Source organism: Vibrio sp. G-C-1 (assembly GCF_021728015.1).
GTDB lineage: Bacteria > Pseudomonadota > Gammaproteobacteria > Enterobacterales > Vibrionaceae > Vibrio > Vibrio splendidus.
The window spans coordinates 415,303-431,882 of record NZ_JAKKCR010000001.1; the positions used below are offsets into that span (position 1 = coordinate 415,303).

Consider the following 16,580-nt stretch of genomic DNA (forward strand, 5'->3'; position numbering starts at 1 on the left):
GATGATCTGGCTTTCAGTGAAAGTACTACAGATTGGACTTGTCTATGGATACAGGAAGTATCAAAAAACGAAAAGAGCGCCTATTTAGGGGCTCTTTTTTTGTTTGTGTACTTGTTGTTTAGTCTTTAGCAAGGCAGTAAGTTAACAGGGCTGAACATTAGAGAGTAAGAAAGCTAAAAAGTTAGCGAGACCTAAAATCATCAAGTTCGGATTTTAGCCAAACTTCACTACTAACCGATGTATTGCCTTCACAGTGAACTTGGTAATGGCGCCCACTCAACATACTTTTTGTTGCTGAATACGCGATAAAATCTTCAGCAGACTCAATATCGTCGGCGTAATAATCGGCTTTCTTTTTTATATGTGCGGCCGCTTCTGGTCCGTTATGAATTGTGCCATTTCGTTCGTATTTGCATTGCGTTGATTCAACAAAGGTAAGCAGATGGTCAATCTCTTGTTGAGGAGAGGCGAATGCATGATTCAGCGATAGCAATTGGCTGACCACCAACCCACATAGAAACCGTGTACGCTTCACCATCATCCTCTCCCATCTAATCGGCTATTACAGAGAACGATTAGGAATCAGTGTTTATAAATAGCTTTCTCTAACAAAGAAAAAAGCTGTGTAAATTCTTGTTCAATGGTGTCGCTCTTCCATTCTGATGAATGAAGTGGGTGGTGGTAACGCACGGTACCGAAAAAGAAGCAGCGCGCAGTAATAGCGCAATCCTCAATCTCAAAGGCACCTTCTGTAACGCCATCATTCAAAATCGACTCAACTTGCTGCAACAGATGGTTGATGTGTTTTGATTTTACGTGCTCTGGTGTTTGTTGTGCCAATGATGAATACGACTCAAACAACTCAGGCTCGCCAATAAAAATGCTTCTCTTAATGGCCGTTAATGCCTCAAACCACTCTCGAAGTCTTATTGATGCGCTTTCAGATCTAAGTGTGATCTCAGTTAATGGCGCAGTCACACGCTCCAACCATCTTAATGTTATCGCCTCATGCAATTCCGCTTTAGTTGCAAAGTGTCGGTAAACAGTGCCGTGACTCACATCAAGGGCACGAGCTACGTCAACAACAGTCGTTTTTCTAGGGCCGAACTTACGTAAAACGATTTCCGATGCATCTAATATCTTTTCTTTAGTAAGCATTTCTAATTACCAATAAATTGTGTCTAAACCCTTATTTAAGGCTTTGAAAGTAAGAACTTTCGATAACGACAGTATTAGCTTGATGCTATCGATTACCGTCTACTCAGTCAAACGAGGTCATCGTTTAATGCAAAGGTTATTGCCGTTATACATAAGTTCTTGCCGTTAGACATAAGAGTTAATGTGTTCTTGTATCAAATTGGTGCGTTGACAATGTAACAAATGACATTTATTGTAAATTGTCATTTGTTACTATCTAATCCATTAGGAGCATCACTATGCCATTAAGTTTGATTGCCAGCCCTCCCCCGAAGGGCAGGCATCGCCGAGTGATATCGGCCATTATTGGACAGAAAAGAAAACATCATGCTTGCTCTGAGTTACCAAGGCTTGATGGGAAAAGGGTACTTGTAACGGGCGGAACCGCTGGCATTGGCGAGTTCATTACTCGTTCCTTACTTGCTCAAGGTGCGAGGGTGACATCGTTAGCGAGAGGCTTATCGGATGCGACGGATGACATTCTTCATGCCGAGTCAATCTATATGGATCTTGCGGATCCCAAGAGTATTGTCACTGCTGTAAAACAACTAGGGGAGACGCCATTCGACATTATCATTTGTAACGCGGGGCTGGTGTCTAAAAAGGCTGAAATATCGCCTTCTGGTTATGAAAAAACATTTTCAGTCAATGTGTTAGGTCATCACATTCTTTATCGGCTTCTTATGCAGAAAAACATGTTGGTTGACGGTGCTCGTCTGGTTATTGCCAGTGGGGATATTTACATTATGGAAAATGAATGTGCGGCTGATATTCCTTTTGATGGCACATCCAGTACTTATTCACGAAGCAAGCTGGGGAATTTATGGCAAGTGCGGGAGTTATCAGAGCGTTACCCAAATATCCACTCAATTGCGGTTCATCCCGGAGTGGTTGCCAGTGGTTTTGCGGGAAGTAAAAAAGGGCTTCTCGCATGGCTTCGTACTAAGCAGCTTGTGTCGGAAGAGCAAGGTTCCCATTCCTCTCTGATTGCTGCAACGCAAGATCTCCCAAGAGGAAGTTATTGGCACAATGTATTTGGTTTGGTTGATTTACCTGAGAGTGATCCTGGTTGTGATGCGTCTGGTTCTAGGAAGCTGTGGGACCAACTTGAATCGATTACCGCACCTTACCTGCAAGCGTGTGACATTAAGTTATCTGGAAAATAGAAATGAAGTTTCGTTATACATTAAGGTTAATATTTTTATGAAATATAAGTTCAATGCTCTTGTGATCATAGGTTGTGCTTTATTGCTGATTGGATGTATTAGCAGCGAGCAAGAATATGATCATCCGCTCTATGACACCTCAGCAAGTGCATTTCCAGTGCAACAGTTTGATTCGTTTTCCGAATATCAACAAAACGTTCAAGCTTGGCTCGAAGTGAATCGAGTGTTTTTGCAAGACGATCATGCAGCGGAGCTTTCGTATAATACCCCTTTTGAAATCTTGCCAAACCAAGCAAATTCGGTGAAAAAAGGCATTATTTTTGTGCATGGCTTAGGTGACTCTCCATGGTCTTTTGTCGATGTTGCTAAAGAGTTCGCTGATGACGGTTACTTAGTACGTAGTGTGTTGCTTCCGGGACATGGCAGTCGTCCCGCCGATTTAGTGCCGATAAGTATATCTGATTGGGAAAATACGGTTAAAAATCAAGTTGAAATTATGCAGGAAGAGGGGCTCGAGGTTTCTTTATCTGGGTTCTCTACTGGCGCGAATTTGGTGACAGATTATGCGAATAGCGATCCAAGCATAGAGGCTCTGTATCTGTTTTCTCCCGCGTTTAAATCTGACAGTGACATTGATTTCCTTGCACCTGCTGGCGCTCTATTTGTGGATTGGGTGTTCCAAGACGATCCGCAAAATCACAACAATCAAATGAAATACAACAGCGTACCTTTGAATGGCTTTGCGCAGTATTACTGGAGTAGTTACGAGGTTCAAAAATCCCTAGAAAGGAAACCTTTCGACAGGCCCGCATTTTTAGCCGTCACCCAAGATGACAGTGTCGTTAATGTGACTGAGGTCCTTCGACTGTTTGAAACACAGTTTACCAATGCAAACAGCCGATTTATTTGGTTTGGAGATAAGCCAGATACTCTAGATAAACGCGTTGTTCATTTCGACAGTCGTGTGCCGTCAAAACGCATCAGTAACTTCTCTCACATGAGCTTGTTGTACCGTGAAGATAATTTCTATTATGGCGCTAATGGTGAATTCCAAATGTGCCATAACAGCACCGATCCTCTTGATTATGAAGCTTGTTTAAATAGTGATGAACCGTGGTATTCGGCTTGGGGATACAAGGAAGAAGGGAAAGTTCATGCGAGGCTAACCTACAATCCATATTTTGACGAAATGTTGGATTACGCCAAATCTATCACTGCCCTGTAGAGTCGATATTAGAAGGACACTCAAATGTATCAAACACCGTACCCTGCATTGCTAGTGGGGATGATATCGCTGCTATCGCTTCTGTTTACTGGCCCAGCAAGCGCAGATTGGAAGGAAACGGGCTCACACTTAAAGTTGGTTGATCTGTTAGACAGGGAAGACGGCTATTGTATTGATGTTGCTGGAAGTGGTGACTATGTAAGATTCGATTTGCCGTTATTGACGCACAATTGCAAAGAAGGCTTGTACGCTGATGAGGCGGTGACCCATAGAGATGATGGGACATTGTTCTTTCCGGCTTTCGAGGCATGCGTAACGGTTATGGGCGTTAATAATAATTCGTTACCTTACAATGCGCTGATGTTAAAACGCTGCCACGTCGACGAACCATTTTTGAAAGCCACTCAGTTCCAAACGTTTGAGTTTACAGAGGATAAACAGGTCCAGTTGGTGGGTTCTAACCTTTGTATTACTGCCGGCGATGTATCTAAAGTGACCTACAGTGCGGCGCACCGATGGAGAAGCTTGTATATGCAGGAGTGCAGTGTTGCTGACAAAGCGTTATCTCAATGGCAAATGGTTAAACCAACGACTCGCTAGTCGATATCCTAAGTGAATAGTGAATAGTGAATAGTGAATAGTGAATAGTGAATAGATAAAAACATAACAAACTCAGAGCCTCAGTATTGACGCTGTTCTTAACAGCTTGAAGACTGGGGCTTTTAAGTTTTAGGCGAGACAAGATCATTGATCTTATTCGGAAAACTGCTTTTTGCTTTTATAGCGAGTAGGATTGAAAGAAATGGCGTATTTGTCCGGTTTACTAGTCAGTATCCAAATTGACTCTGAAATGTCACATCATCAATAAGCGAAAGTATGTTGAAAATAGAACAAGTTACCCCTCATATCGGTGCGCAAATCCATGGAGTCGATCTCGCCACATGCAGTGCTGATGAACTCGATAAGGTGTATCAGGCACTGATTACCCATCAAGTCATCTTCCTAGGTGATCAAGTACTCTCACCAGAACAGCATTTGATGATTGCAGATCGTTTTGGACAACTTGAGCCAGCACATCCGTTTTTTCCTCGCGTGGAAAGTGCACCTCAGGTCAGTGTGATTGAAACAACGCGGGGCAATGCTCCGATGGAAAGTTATTGGCATACCGACTTAACCTGGCGAAAACTGCCATCGAAAGCGTCGTTGCTGCATGCTCAACATATTCCAAGCGTAGGCGGAGATACGATTTGGTGTTCGATGACCGCTGTGTTTGATTCATTAGATGAAAATATGAAAGCAAAGCTGAGGGGCTTATCGGCGACTCACTCGCTGGTGGCTTTTGAAGGCATAGAGTCGGATCAAATTGAGCTTGATTGGCATAAGTCGTTAATTAAAACCGCACAGGAAAATCCACCAGTAATCCATCCTGTTGTTCAGAGCCATCCAGAAACAGGTAAAGAAACACTTTATATCAATGAGCAGTTTACTCGTTATATCAATGAACTCGACCGACAAGAGAGTGATGTTTTGCTTAACCAGTTGTTTGAAATTGCACGACGTCCAGAGTATCAGGTGCGCTTCAAATGGGAAAAGGGATCAATAGCGATATGGGATAATCGAGTGACTCAGCACTATGCGGTGATCGATTACGACGATACCCCAAGAAAGATGCATCGCGTTACAGTGACATAATGGTAAGTAAGAGGGGGAATTGGTGTAAGCGCTAGCGGACAAATCTTAGGAACTCAGGTTTAGTGTCTGAATTAAAGTATAAAACTGAGACTTCATTCATCTAAGTCAATAATTAAAACAAAAGCGTTGATACATATTTGATTGAAACCTCACTGCTCGGAGGTGATGTGTAATATAATCGACGCCAAAATATAAGAATAAAAATCAAACCATAGAATTAGTAAACGTTAGGGCTTAGAGAATAAAGAATTTCGTATGAACGCTATTCGTAAAGTTTATCAGTACGCAGAACCAAACCTTACTCTCGTGGGTTGGATGGGCTTTGTCGGCTTCCCAATTTACTACATAGTGTGGGAGTTCTTGTTTCCTCAACCTTATGAAAACTTAATGCTGCGTCTGTTTTGCTCAGTGTTATTTTTCGGCATTATCTATCGCAATCGTGTCCCATTTGAATGGCGAAAATATCTTCCGGCTTATTATCAAGTTGCTGTAACTATCTGTTTGCCAGGTTTCTTCTTCTACATGCTACTCATGAATAATTGGTCCAACGTTTGGGTTATGTCATTCATGTCGGCCATTTTTCTCCATATTTTATTAGTGCACGTGACGAGAGTGATGTTTGCACAAACCTTTGCCGGTATTGGGATGGCGACCTTGTGCGCTTGGGTTGCACAAGATTTCTACCTAGAACTCACAATGGATTGGACGCATGTGCCAATCTTTTTGTTTATCTACTTATTTGGCAACTTGTTCTACTTCCGCAATCAGATGGAACACGAGAATAAGGTGTCGTTGGCGAAATCTTTTGGAGCCGGTATCGCGCACGAGATGCGAAACCCCCTGAGCGGTTTGTTGACCTCTATTGATGTTATGCAGTCCATATTGCCGAACCCTAAAAGTGGTGATCACAAAGGGCAATATGCTTTAAGCAACGAAGAAGTCATACAGTTACGTGAAGTGGGCGATGAAGCGATGGAGATCATTCACTCAGGTAACGAGACGATTGACCTGTTACTGACTTCAATTGATGAAAACCGAGTATCTCGATCTACCTTCAAGAAGCATTCAGCTCAAGCGGTGATTGAGGGTGCGATAGACAGCTTTAACTACAAGCGTTCAGCCGATAAATCAGCAATATCTTTAGACGTACAGAGTAACTTTGATTTCTTGGGTAGCGACACTTTGTTGAAGTACGTGATGTATAACTTGTTCAAGAACGCATTCCACCATCGCAGCCCTGAAGATTTTCATATTCATGTCACTATGTGTAGTGATGAAGTGGCCAATCAAATAATGGTTACCGATAACGGATCAGGCATCTCAAATGATGTGATTCGACGCATTTTCCAGGACTTTTATACTACTGGCCAATCGGGTAATTACGGCTTAGGTTTGCCATTTTGTCAGAAGGTAATGCGCTCGTTTGGTGGTGAAATTAAATGTCAGTCTGAAGTGGATCAATGGACACAGTTCACGATGACTTTTCCATCGTTGTCTTCCCATTCGGTGAAAGAAATCAAGAGTGAACTGACTAAACTTAAGACTGTGCTAATGGTGAGTGATCAGAAAGTTCTCACCAATAAAATGACTGAGGTAGCCCGTTTTATGGGTTTTGAGCTCACGGTGTTGGATGTAGCATCAGCGCTTAAAAATAAGGAATACCAGTTCGAATTCGACTTGATCTTCGTTGACATGGAGAGCTTGGATTTAAGAGCAAGTTGCCTCGATAGGATTGAATCTTTACTTTCATTCACTGAAGCTCGAATCATCTATTTGTATGAACATCACCCAATTAAACGTGTCCGAAACGTTGCTTTTGAACCTATTTGGGTGGAAACACAAGTTTGGCTACTGAATACCAAGGCGACCATTGAACGCTTACTTTTCGACTCCAACTATGTGATGCCATCAGTTTCTGTAAAACCGTTAGAGGCTACCAATAAGCGCACGATCATGGTGGTCGATGATAACGAATCTCTGCGCCGATTTACCGCGATGTTATTGGAAAAGCAGGGTTTTGATGTCGTGCAGAAAGAAGATGGGCAACAAGCCTTAGACGCGTTGGACAGCGATGATATCGATCTAATTCTGATGGATATCGAAATGCCCATCATGGATGGAGTGGAAGCTTCTCGTCGAATTCGAAGCGCTAACAAAGCATACTCTTCAGTGCCAATTATTGCTCACACGGGTGACAGCTCGCCAGTCACTTTAGAGAAAATGGAATCGTCAGGCATGTCAGACTTTATCGTCAAACCGGCAGATAAAAACAGACTGTTCGATAAGATTGCTCACTGGATTTAGTGAATGCTATAGATTGATGCGCACGGCCATTTTGTCAGCGAACATAAACACAAGAAAGAGCTCAGCGAATTGCTGGGCTCTTTTTGTTTAACGACGTGATAGCGTCCATTCAGTCCTGCCGTTTATATTGATTATCGGAAGGGGTCTTATCTTTCAAAGAATCCTGTTGTGTGAATTGCCCTTACAATCACACGAACTCTAATTCCGGATGATTGTACGCTTCATGACAAACGGTGAGCACATGGTCAATATCTCTTGGTGTCATGTCGGCATTGACCGAAAAGCGGATGATGTTTTTGTTCTTGCCCGTCGCGGGGCGGCAGAAAACGGCACCGAATACATCACGCGCTTCGAGGAAATCACGAACACGTTCGGTGTTTTTTTCACTACCACATTCTAGTGCCACGATTTGAGACTCGCTGCGGATGTTAAAGCCAATCCGTTTGAGGCCAGTAGTAAGCGATTTAGCGCTTTTGAATAAGGCTTCTCGTTTGTCTTCTGCGCCTTTTATTACCTCTAATGTTTTCTCTAAACGAACCACCTCTTGTGGTAACACGGTCGAGCTGAAAATAGCTGGATACGCGACAAAAGGTAAGGTTTCTGAAAGCTGCTTTGGCCCAAGGATAGCACCTGCACGATAGGCAAAGGTTTTAGCCAAGCTAACGGTAATGAAGTCGACTTGGTTAGTGAGACCCAATGCGTGAACTAAGCCAGCACCATTTTCCCCATGCGTACCCAGTGAATGCGATTCATCAACGACAACGGCACAATCAAACTCTTGCGCCATTTCGTAGATGTCGCGTAGTGGGGCGATTGTCCCAATGGTGCTGTAAATTGAATCGACCACAATAACGCCTGAGCCGTGGCGCTCTAGCTGTTTGCGCAGGTGATTCATATTGTTATGCATAAACGGGTGGGCGAGGGCGCCTGCAGCGCGAATGCCTTCCCATAACGACATGTGTGCAAAGAAGTCAATGTACACCGGTGTGCCCGGTGGGCAGATGGTTTGCAATAGCCCCATATTAGCAGCCCAGCCAGACTGAGAAAGCAAACAGCTCTCCATTCCGACATAGTTCGCGAGCTCAGTTTCGAACGCAGGTTTAGACTGCACATCTTGTAAGAAAATTGCAGACATCACCACGTTGTCATCGTGTTCACTGATCGCCGCTTGGTGAGCTTGTTGGATCGGCTTGTTGTGTGACAGCGCTAGGTAATCATTGCTCTGCATGACAACAGCGTTGCGTGGTGGACGTTTACCCAAAACCAAATGCTTTTGGCTTTGGTTCTGGGTAATTAGGTCTTGAATATAGAAGTTCAAGCGTTCTTCGATAAAGGAAGGTAGTGGTTTGGTTTTTGTTTTATCACTCATAATAGTTCTCTTCAAATACAGGAAAACGCCAGCGCTGACGGCTGTATATTGACGATTAAAAGTGAGGTGTCATTAGCCAAGTTGCATATTTTTGTGCGTGCTTGCAAACTCAGTATTTAAGGGTTTTGAGGCGAGTGATTTTCCTTACGGTTCGGGGCTTTAACCTAGTTCAGATGGGAATAATAGCCTTCTTTTTTATGATAAAAGGCTATTAAAATTCGGTGTTCGAATGGCTATGAAAAGGTCGATTATGAAAAGCTACGGTGTGCTAGCTTTGTTTATTAACTAGCACGTATTAGCTATGGATTAGCACGTATTAACTATGAATGTGAATCAGTTCTATTAAGTCGTCCAATTGCTGCTTGGCTTTCCTCTCTAACGAGTAACCAATATTGATGCGTAAGCAATTGCTGTAAAGGTCGAGAGTGCTGAACAGGTGTCCAAGCCTGATATCAATGTTCTGGTCGGCAACTGCCTGAGCAAAGGTTGATTGGTTCAAGTTGGGTATTTGCAGCCAAAGCACCATGCCACCTTGTGGGTTACTTATCTTCACATCTTGAGGAAGATGCTGAGCTAAATAGCTTAGGTATTGCTGGCGTAATGAAAGGATTTGAGCACACCTTCTTCGAACGTGTTTTGCGTATTGACCAGATTCGATAAAGTCAGCAACCGCAAGCTGAGTCGGCAGGGCAACGCCATAGCTTGCTGCAGAAAACTGAGCCTTGTATTCGTTGATAAACCTACCCGGTAAGCACCATCCTAATCGGTAGCTCGGTGAGAGGCTTTTCGATACCGATCCACACCATAATACATAGCCGCCTTTGTCATAGTATTTTGCTGGCAGCGGCGTGTGTGAGGAGTAGGACAGTTCCAGATACACATCATCTTCAATGATCGGCACTCGATAGTGATTCGCTAATTCAGCAAGCTTTTGCTTTTGACTAGCCGACATGTTGATCCCTTGAGGGTTCATATGAGAGGTACAAAAGATCGCGGCATCCACTCGTTTATTCTTCAAATGCGCTTCCAGTTGTTGCAAGTCGACACCATCATCTAGAGACGGGATCTCGATGATTTGTCGCGACATTTGTCCGAGCAACTCCAGAATACCGTTGAAACATGGCGAGCTAATAGCGATGGTGTCGCCTTCTTTAGTGCAAGATTCAAGTGCGGCCTTAATCGCAGACATACAGCCAGCCGTAATCACCATCTCTTCAGGTGAAAAGTGAACATCGAGCTTGGCAAAATGAGTGGATAATGCCTGTCGTAACATCGGCTCACCTTGTGTATCTGGGTAATGGTTGAGCCTGTTGCTCATACGCCTAATAGCGCGGCGGAAACTACGTTCCAGTTCTACAATCGATTGTTCATCATTGGTGGTGCTAGAGACCCCTAAAGGCCCATTGATTGAGTTGTGAGTCGATGAGGTTTGCCTAACGCTGGACACCTTACTCTCAAACTGTGCCCACTCTGGGGTTGAGTGAGCAGGTTTATGAGGAGAAACAAAATATCCCGCTTGCGGTCGAGAATGGATCCAACCTTGTGATTCTAATTCTTGGTAGCAGCTCACCACGGTCGACATGCTGATCGCCTGTTGCTTGGCCAATTGACGAAGCGAAGGCATGCGTCCGCCTTCCGGTCTTTTGCCTGTTTCTATTTCATCGATAAATTGATTGGCTAGCTTTCTGTAGATGCTCATTGTCACGACCGTTATTAACTGTACTGGTTTTTATTATGAAAATTGTATCTGTACTGGTTTTATTGTTCAAGGGATACTCATTCAAAACAAAGGAGGGGTGAGTATGAAAAGAAATGATTTGTTGTTAGCGGTATTCGTTATGGCAATTTGGGGGTTCAATTTCTCGATGATCAAAATGGGTGTGACCAACGTTCATCCATTATTGGCCACTGCTGCGCGTTTTTCGCTCGCGGTGATTCCGGTGATATTTTTTGTGGCGAGACCTAATGTCGCTTGGCGCTACTTAGTCAGTTATGGCTTTGTGTTCGGTGTGGGAATTTGGGGTATGGCTTCATGGTCGATTACTGCGGGTTTGTCTTCGGGGCTTTCATCGGTCTTGCTTTCAACCAACGTATTAATTGGCATGGCGGTTGGCGTGTGGGTGTTCAAGGAGAGTGCTTCCGTTCGTAAATTAATGGGTGCGATGCTAGCGATGTGTGCGTTAGCGGTGTTGGTTTCCGCAGCAACGGGCAACGTGACACTCAATGGTGTTATCTTGATTATGATCGCGGCATGCAGCTGGACCTTGATGGGCGTGATTGTTAAGGCATCTAAAACCACTCAGGCTTTTGCATTTAATGTGTGGGGGATGCTGTTTGCTCCGGTGCCATTGGTGTTGTTTGCCGTGATGTTACACGGTGACCAAATTATCTGGCAGGGTATTGAACAATGGGATTGGAACACGACGATTGCAGTGCTGTTTCAGGCTTATCCAACCACGCTATTTGGTTATTGGGTGTGGAATAAGTTATTAATCCAATACCCGTTAAGCACCACAGCGCCGTTAACCTTGCTAGTGCCAATATTCGCGTTGATAAGTGGTTACTTTATGTATGACGAAGTATTGTCAGTCGCTCAAGTTGTTGCATCTGTACTGTTTCTAATCGGTATCGGTTTGATTGTGAAGCCTGCTAAGGCATCGAATACCCAAGCTACAACGAAACTCGCAGAACAAAAGTGATTGATAAGCGGGCAGCATTCAATGAAACGGATAGAGTTCAAATGCTTTGAATAACAAATAAGGCCTCGCACTTGCGAGGTCTTAGTTTATGTCGAAGAAGTGAAGTTACTTAAAGCATCAATTAACAGCACTCTATTCACTTGCTCTCAATTAACTAGCTCTTAATTCAGAACTCTATTAACTAAACGATCAGGAAACTAGGCGATCAAGTAACTAAGCGATCAAGTCACCATACATTTGAGCAATTGGCACTCTAGGTCTTCATCTATTTGGTGCCCGATCACTTCAATTCTGGTTTCGGCACACTCATCGAGCTCTGATTCCGTCAAACCATCTTCTGTTAAGTTGTAGCCGAAGATACCACTTGGGGTAATGAATACCGCTTTCATTCGCTCTGCTTTTAATCCAACTAAAAAGTGTCTCAAACGCTGGTGGTCAAACAGTTTCTCTGCTGAGAATCGCCAACCAACGCTTTCAAAACCTTCACCTTGGTTAGTCGCTTTGATCATGCCGCTTTCTGGCATCGGTAATTCTGAAGCGAGCGGCTTTTCTTGTTTATGGGCGTGGTGTTGATGATGGTGATATGCTTGTTGACTGAAGAAACTAGTGTCTCCTTCGAACTCTTCAAAAGGGATTTTTCCATGATGAGCGAAGACTAGCTTGGTATTCGGGTGACAAATTTCAGTAACGTATTCAGCCAGTTTCTCTGCGTCGCGATCTTGATATAAGTCGACCTTGTTACCAACCACCGTATCGGCAATAGATATTTGCTGATTGAAGGTATCGTGATTTGAGTAGCGAAAATCAGAGAGCTTACGCGCATCGACTAAGGTGACGTTCTTCTGTAGTGACAGGACTTTACGGTAGTGCTCAGAAGACAAAACTTGCAGCACTTCTTTAGGGTGCCCAAGCCCTGTTGGTTCGATTAACAAGCGATCTGGTTTGGCTTCGGTAAGCAGTTGATTGAGTGCGATTTGCATCGGTAAACCTGCCGCGCAACACATGCAACCACCGGGTACTTCACGAATGAACACTTGTTGTGTGGTCTGGTTGCCTTGAATCAAGCTGCCATCAACGCCGATTTCTCCAAACTCATTCACTAACACAGCCCAGCGTTCATTTACTGGCTTGTTCTTCATTAAGTTGAGAATCGCAGAGGTTTTTCCTACTCCCAGGAACCCGGTAATAATGTTGGTAGGAATGCCTAACATTGGTGACTTATCAGAGCTCATTGGCAATTCTCCTATAGCCTTGAACTAGGGTGTGGTTGGCTGAAACTACAGACTCTGAAAATGCAGAGTATTCAGGCGGTACTTTGGAGATGCTATTTAAATCAAACCCTGAGCCTATATTGGTCATTGGTGGCACATGGAAGCTTTCCGGTAAATCGAGCCCATCTACCACACAGTTGTGGCGAATCACGCAACCTTTACCAATCACAGCATTAAATACCACCGAGTTGAAGCCAATAAAGACATCGTCACAGACTTCACAAGGACCATGAATGATGGAGCGGTGAGCGATAGAAGAGCGTTCTCCGATGGTAACCGCTGCTCCTGCTTTAGAGTGAATAACCACACCATCTTGAATATTGGTGTCGCGCTTAATCACAATCGCTTCCATGTCACCTTGTTCGTTAACCTCGTCGGCACGAATGACGGCGTAGGGGCCGATAAACACGTTATCTTCAATGATGACTTTGCCACAGATGATGGCGGTCGGGTCAATGAAGGCGGTTTCGGACACGTTTGGCATATGGCCGCTAGGGTTTCTTCTTAACATATTGAGCTCTTTTATTTTTTCGTAATGCCACTGGGCATTTATGTATCGACGCATTCATCACATACGCAGCTGATCTCTAACTGCGGGCTTATTACGGTGAAGCCTTCTTGCTTTGCGTGAGATTGAAGATCGCGAATAATGGAAGGGGCGATGGTTTGCTCGCTGATTTTGTCGCACTTAGAGCAAATCAAAAATTGCGGGATACCGTGTTCATGATCGCAAAGGATATGGTCGCAAAGTATGTACTTATTGGAGACTTTTAGTTTGTGCGCTAAGTGCTGCTCTTCGAGAAATTCTAATACCCGGTAAACCGACATCGCTTGAACGTGTTGATCAAAGTGTTCCTTACAATATTCAACGAGTTCATACGCAGACAGCGCTCTGTCGGCATGAACCAGTGCACGCAGTATCAACAGTCTCTTAGCGGTAAACTGTTTTCCGTTTGTTTTACAGCCATGTTTTACGTGCTCGATGATCGCTTCGATGTCTCTCATTCAATCCACAAAATTAGTGATGATGTAGATATGTTATAACATAACAACCAGTCGCAAGGAACGAACTTTTACTTAAAGAACCTCTTAGGTGGGATCTCTCTTTTCAAGCTTACTTTGTAGATGAATATTATCTGTTTATTGCCAATCATTTTGCATGTTGTTCCAAAGAAGCTTTTTTATGACGTTGTGATTGTCGGGTAAAATCCTAAATGCACACGTGTTGATATAGGCTAATTCGAATTAAATGCTGAAATGATACAAATCTCATATTTAATAACGCTTATTTAATAACCTCTGTTGAGTTCGATATCAAATCAAGTGGCTGATTTTATTGGGTATCGGAGAAAAGTCTCAAAAATTATCATTTAGGTCTCTAAAGTATTAAATTCTATTTTTAGTCAACTAACAGGTATGTTGTTCTATTTGATGATGGTTAAGTAGATGTTTTTTAGCCATATATGTGACTTTACAAGCGACTTATCTTTCTGATTTGAAAGAATAATTAAATAGTTGAGATAAAAAAGTTGGCGAAAATCAGAAGCTTGGCATACACTTTCCTTGTAAACGACCTTATCTCATTGATTGAATAGGGTAAATGCTTTGGCGCTACTGGCGATGGTAGCAATGTATAACATAGCTTTGAGGAAAGTTTTATGGCACTCACTAAAGCCGATTTGGCTGAGAACCTGTTTGAAACACTCGGATACAGCAAGCGGGATGCCAAGGAAACGGTTGAAGTGTTTTTCGAAGAAGTTCGTAAGGCACTTGAAAATGGCGAACAGGTAAAACTGTCTGGTTTTGGTAACTTTGATCTTCGTGAGAAAAACGAGCGACCTGGTCGTAACCCGAAAACTGGTGAAGACATTCCAATTTCTGCTCGACGTGTTGTTACTTTTAGACCGGGACAAAAACTAAAGGCCCGAGTCGAGAATATTAAAATCGAGAAGTAGCCAAGCAATAGACCACGCCTAGCGTGGTCTTTTTGTATCTATCCCAAGGAAAACACCCATTCAATTTCTAACGGCCTTAAGCTTCCAAATTCCAAATTCCAAATTCCAAATTCCAAATTCCAAATTCCAAATTCCAAATTCCAAATACCAAACCCAATCCTAGATTCACCATTCAACATCATTATGCCCATCTCTTAAGATTCGTTGATTTCACGGTTGGTTCTCTCAATCCCACTGTTTAAGACTGATGTATTTCTGCTTCTGTCATAACTTAATCTGCACCATATACTTTTAAAGCTCACCCAATTAACTAGTTTGCTTCTTATGCTTGTACTAGGAGCTCAATGTAAACAGATACAAAAAAAACACTAGACCGATCGGTTTGTTTTGTTTATTGTGTCAGCAGTACAGAGTGAAAGGGTGACTGAAAATCAGCGCATTTCTGCACAGAGCCTTTCAAACAGGTAGTTCAAAGAGAGAATCGCATCTATGACACTAGCATTGGAAAGTTATCTATTCATTGGGTTTTCAATGGCGCTATTGAGTCTTTGGAAAACGTATTCAGGGCCTGCTCTGGCAGCGCTCATGTCATATTCATACCCTGAAATGCTATTATTTAATCTACTTCCCGCATTACTGGCAGCTTATGTTGGGTGGAAGGTCGCGCCAGTTTATTCGAGCATTTTTAATCGACAAAAAACCGTTGCTTTTAAGCCCAAGCTGAGACGCTTTATGAAGCGATGGAATAAATACGGTCAACTCACGATGGCTGTTTTAGCCCCTGTTCTGGTGGGAATTCCAAGCTACACCTTTGTTTCGAAGCGGCTTAATCAAGATTGGAGAAAGACGTTCGCCATGCTGACGTTGTCGATCCTAGGTTGGAGTGGTTTGGCTTATGGCTGTTTCTTGTTACTCGATGTTGAGCAGTACATTGCCATCGAAAGCATCATACCTAACGCAATGCTTGAAGAAATTAAATAGTACACAGTAAGTGTTAATCGACTAAATGGTGAGACCAATATGAACAAATCAATAATTATTGCTGGTGCGAGTGGCCTAGTCGGTAAAGAAACGCTTGCTGCACTGCTTAAAAGTGATGAGGTAAATCGCGTTTATGCATTGTCTCGACATCGATTGGCTGTTGAAGGTTCTAAGTTGACTCAAGTGATTGACGAAGCGCTATCAGTCTCTCCAGACATCACAATGGATCAACCGCCTGAGATTGGCATCATTGCTTTGGGTAGCACGATTAAGAAAGCTGGCACGAAAGAAAAACTGCGCGAAATTGATGTCAATTTAGTCACAGCGACCGCTGAGAAAATGCAGCAGCTTGGCGTAGGTCACATCATTGTTGTGTCATGCCTTGGAGCGGATATTAACGCTCGTTCCCATTACCTTCGTTGCAAAGGTGAAATGGAAGCAAAGGTCGAATCTCTGGGTTTTGAACAAACGACTTTTTTACATCCCGGGCCTTTAGCGGGCGACCGTGATGAGAAAAGAACGGATGAAAAATTTCTGCAAGGTTTATTGAAAATTGTTAAGCCGCTAATGATCGGCAATCTAAGTAAGTATGTCCCGATTGAGTCGTCAGTTATTGCTCAAAGCATTTTGAAGATATCGATGATGCCTCATTCTAATCAGGTCGAAAGATTGAATTCGGTTGCGATGAATCAGCTCATTTCTTAGCGTGAATCTGCGTTCA

General features: G+C 43.2%; 16 protein-coding genes. 9 read left to right on the forward strand and 7 right to left on the reverse strand.

Translation table 11 applies throughout. The annotated features are described in order from the left end of the window. Window positions 1-181 precede the first annotated feature (181 nt). Entirely contained in the window at window positions 182-538 is a 357-nt protein-coding gene (locus L3V36_RS01865; RefSeq protein WP_208774164.1) for a DUF5329 family protein, read from the reverse strand. Window positions 539-582: 44 nt separating this feature from the next. Beyond that, on the reverse strand, window positions 583-1,158 hold the full coding sequence (locus L3V36_RS01870; protein ID WP_017095235.1) for a TetR family transcriptional regulator: 576 nt from the start codon (window positions 1,156-1,158) through the stop codon (window positions 583-585). Between the two features lie 278 nt (window positions 1,159-1,436). Between L3V36_RS01870 and L3V36_RS01875 the strand changes: the two genes are divergently transcribed. The 5 genes from L3V36_RS01875 (at window position 1,437) to L3V36_RS01895 (ending at window position 7,584) form a co-directional block, all read left to right on the forward strand. Further along, complete coding sequence (locus L3V36_RS01875; protein ID WP_108091309.1) at window positions 1,437-2,363, forward strand: SDR family NAD(P)-dependent oxidoreductase; 927 nt, start codon at window positions 1,437-1,439, stop codon at window positions 2,361-2,363. A 37-nt stretch (window positions 2,364-2,400) separates the two neighbouring features. Then, window positions 2,401-3,588, forward strand: coding sequence for an alpha/beta fold hydrolase (locus tag L3V36_RS01880; protein WP_102482017.1), 1,188 nt, complete (start codon window positions 2,401-2,403; stop codon window positions 3,586-3,588). A gap of 24 nt (window positions 3,589-3,612) precedes the next feature. Continuing rightward, window positions 3,613-4,188 (forward strand): hypothetical protein, encoded by a 576-nt coding sequence (locus L3V36_RS01885; protein WP_102482018.1) that lies wholly within the window; start codon window positions 3,613-3,615, stop codon window positions 4,186-4,188. A 276-nt stretch (window positions 4,189-4,464) separates the two neighbouring features. After that, window positions 4,465-5,280: a TauD/TfdA family dioxygenase gene (locus tag L3V36_RS01890; protein WP_102482019.1), complete on the forward strand. Its 816-nt coding sequence runs from the start codon at window positions 4,465-4,467 to the stop codon at window positions 5,278-5,280. Window positions 5,281-5,535: 255 nt separating this feature from the next. After that, window positions 5,536-7,584: a hybrid sensor histidine kinase/response regulator gene (locus L3V36_RS01895; protein WP_208774166.1), complete on the forward strand. Its 2,049-nt coding sequence runs from the start codon at window positions 5,536-5,538 to the stop codon at window positions 7,582-7,584. Window positions 7,585-7,771: 187 nt separating this feature from the next. Here L3V36_RS01895 and cqsA read toward each other — a convergent pair whose 3' ends face one another. Together cqsA and L3V36_RS01905 are read right to left on the reverse strand one after the other, a co-directional pair. Next, window positions 7,772-8,953, reverse strand: coding sequence for an alpha-hydroxyketone-type quorum-sensing autoinducer synthase (gene cqsA / locus L3V36_RS01900; protein WP_208774168.1), 1,182 nt, complete (start codon window positions 8,951-8,953; stop codon window positions 7,772-7,774). A gap of 316 nt (window positions 8,954-9,269) precedes the next feature. Continuing rightward, the gene (locus L3V36_RS01905; protein ID WP_208774170.1) at window positions 9,270-10,652 is read right to left on the reverse strand and encodes a PLP-dependent aminotransferase family protein; all 1,383 of its coding nucleotides are present in this window, start codon (window positions 10,650-10,652) and stop codon (window positions 9,270-9,272) included. A 103-nt stretch (window positions 10,653-10,755) separates the two neighbouring features. On the opposite strand from L3V36_RS01905, the gene L3V36_RS01910 reads away from it, so the two are divergent. Next, window positions 10,756-11,652: an EamA family transporter gene (locus L3V36_RS01910; protein WP_054543051.1), complete on the forward strand. Its 897-nt coding sequence runs from the start codon at window positions 10,756-10,758 to the stop codon at window positions 11,650-11,652. Between the two features lie 221 nt (window positions 11,653-11,873). On the opposite strand, the gene L3V36_RS01915 is transcribed toward L3V36_RS01910, so the two are convergent. From L3V36_RS01915 to L3V36_RS01925, 3 genes are read right to left on the reverse strand one after another with little or no spacing between them, the layout of a single operon-like run. Then, window positions 11,874-12,884, reverse strand: a complete 1,011-nt coding sequence (locus tag L3V36_RS01915; RefSeq protein WP_017094918.1) for a GTP-binding protein — start codon at window positions 12,882-12,884, stop codon at window positions 11,874-11,876. After that, on the reverse strand, window positions 12,874-13,434 hold the full coding sequence (locus L3V36_RS01920; protein WP_102449846.1) for a carbonate dehydratase: 561 nt from the start codon (window positions 13,432-13,434) through the stop codon (window positions 12,874-12,876). Before L3V36_RS01920 ends, L3V36_RS01915 begins: the two co-directional genes overlap by 11 nt. Before the next feature lie 38 nt (window positions 13,435-13,472). After that, window positions 13,473-13,928 carry a transcriptional repressor gene (locus L3V36_RS01925; protein WP_017092537.1) on the reverse strand — a complete coding sequence of 152 codons (456 nt, stop codon included), beginning with the start codon at window positions 13,926-13,928 and terminating at the stop codon, window positions 13,473-13,475. Between the two features lie 653 nt (window positions 13,929-14,581). On the opposite strand from L3V36_RS01925, the gene ihfA reads away from it, so the two are divergent. The 3 genes from ihfA to L3V36_RS01940 all read left to right on the forward strand — a co-directional run bounded on the left by ihfA (window position 14,582) and on the right by L3V36_RS01940 (window position 16,564). Continuing rightward, window positions 14,582-14,878: an integration host factor subunit alpha gene (gene ihfA, locus L3V36_RS01930; RefSeq protein ID WP_004734853.1), complete on the forward strand. Its 297-nt coding sequence runs from the start codon at window positions 14,582-14,584 to the stop codon at window positions 14,876-14,878. Window positions 14,879-15,367: 489 nt separating this feature from the next. Next, the gene (locus L3V36_RS01935) at window positions 15,368-15,859 is read left to right on the forward strand and encodes a hypothetical protein (RefSeq protein ID WP_102447993.1); all 492 of its coding nucleotides are present in this window, start codon (window positions 15,368-15,370) and stop codon (window positions 15,857-15,859) included. A 39-nt stretch (window positions 15,860-15,898) separates the two neighbouring features. Continuing rightward, complete coding sequence (locus L3V36_RS01940; RefSeq protein WP_017080636.1) at window positions 15,899-16,564, forward strand: NAD(P)H-binding protein; 666 nt, start codon at window positions 15,899-15,901, stop codon at window positions 16,562-16,564. Window positions 16,565-16,580: the final 16 nt, after the last annotated feature.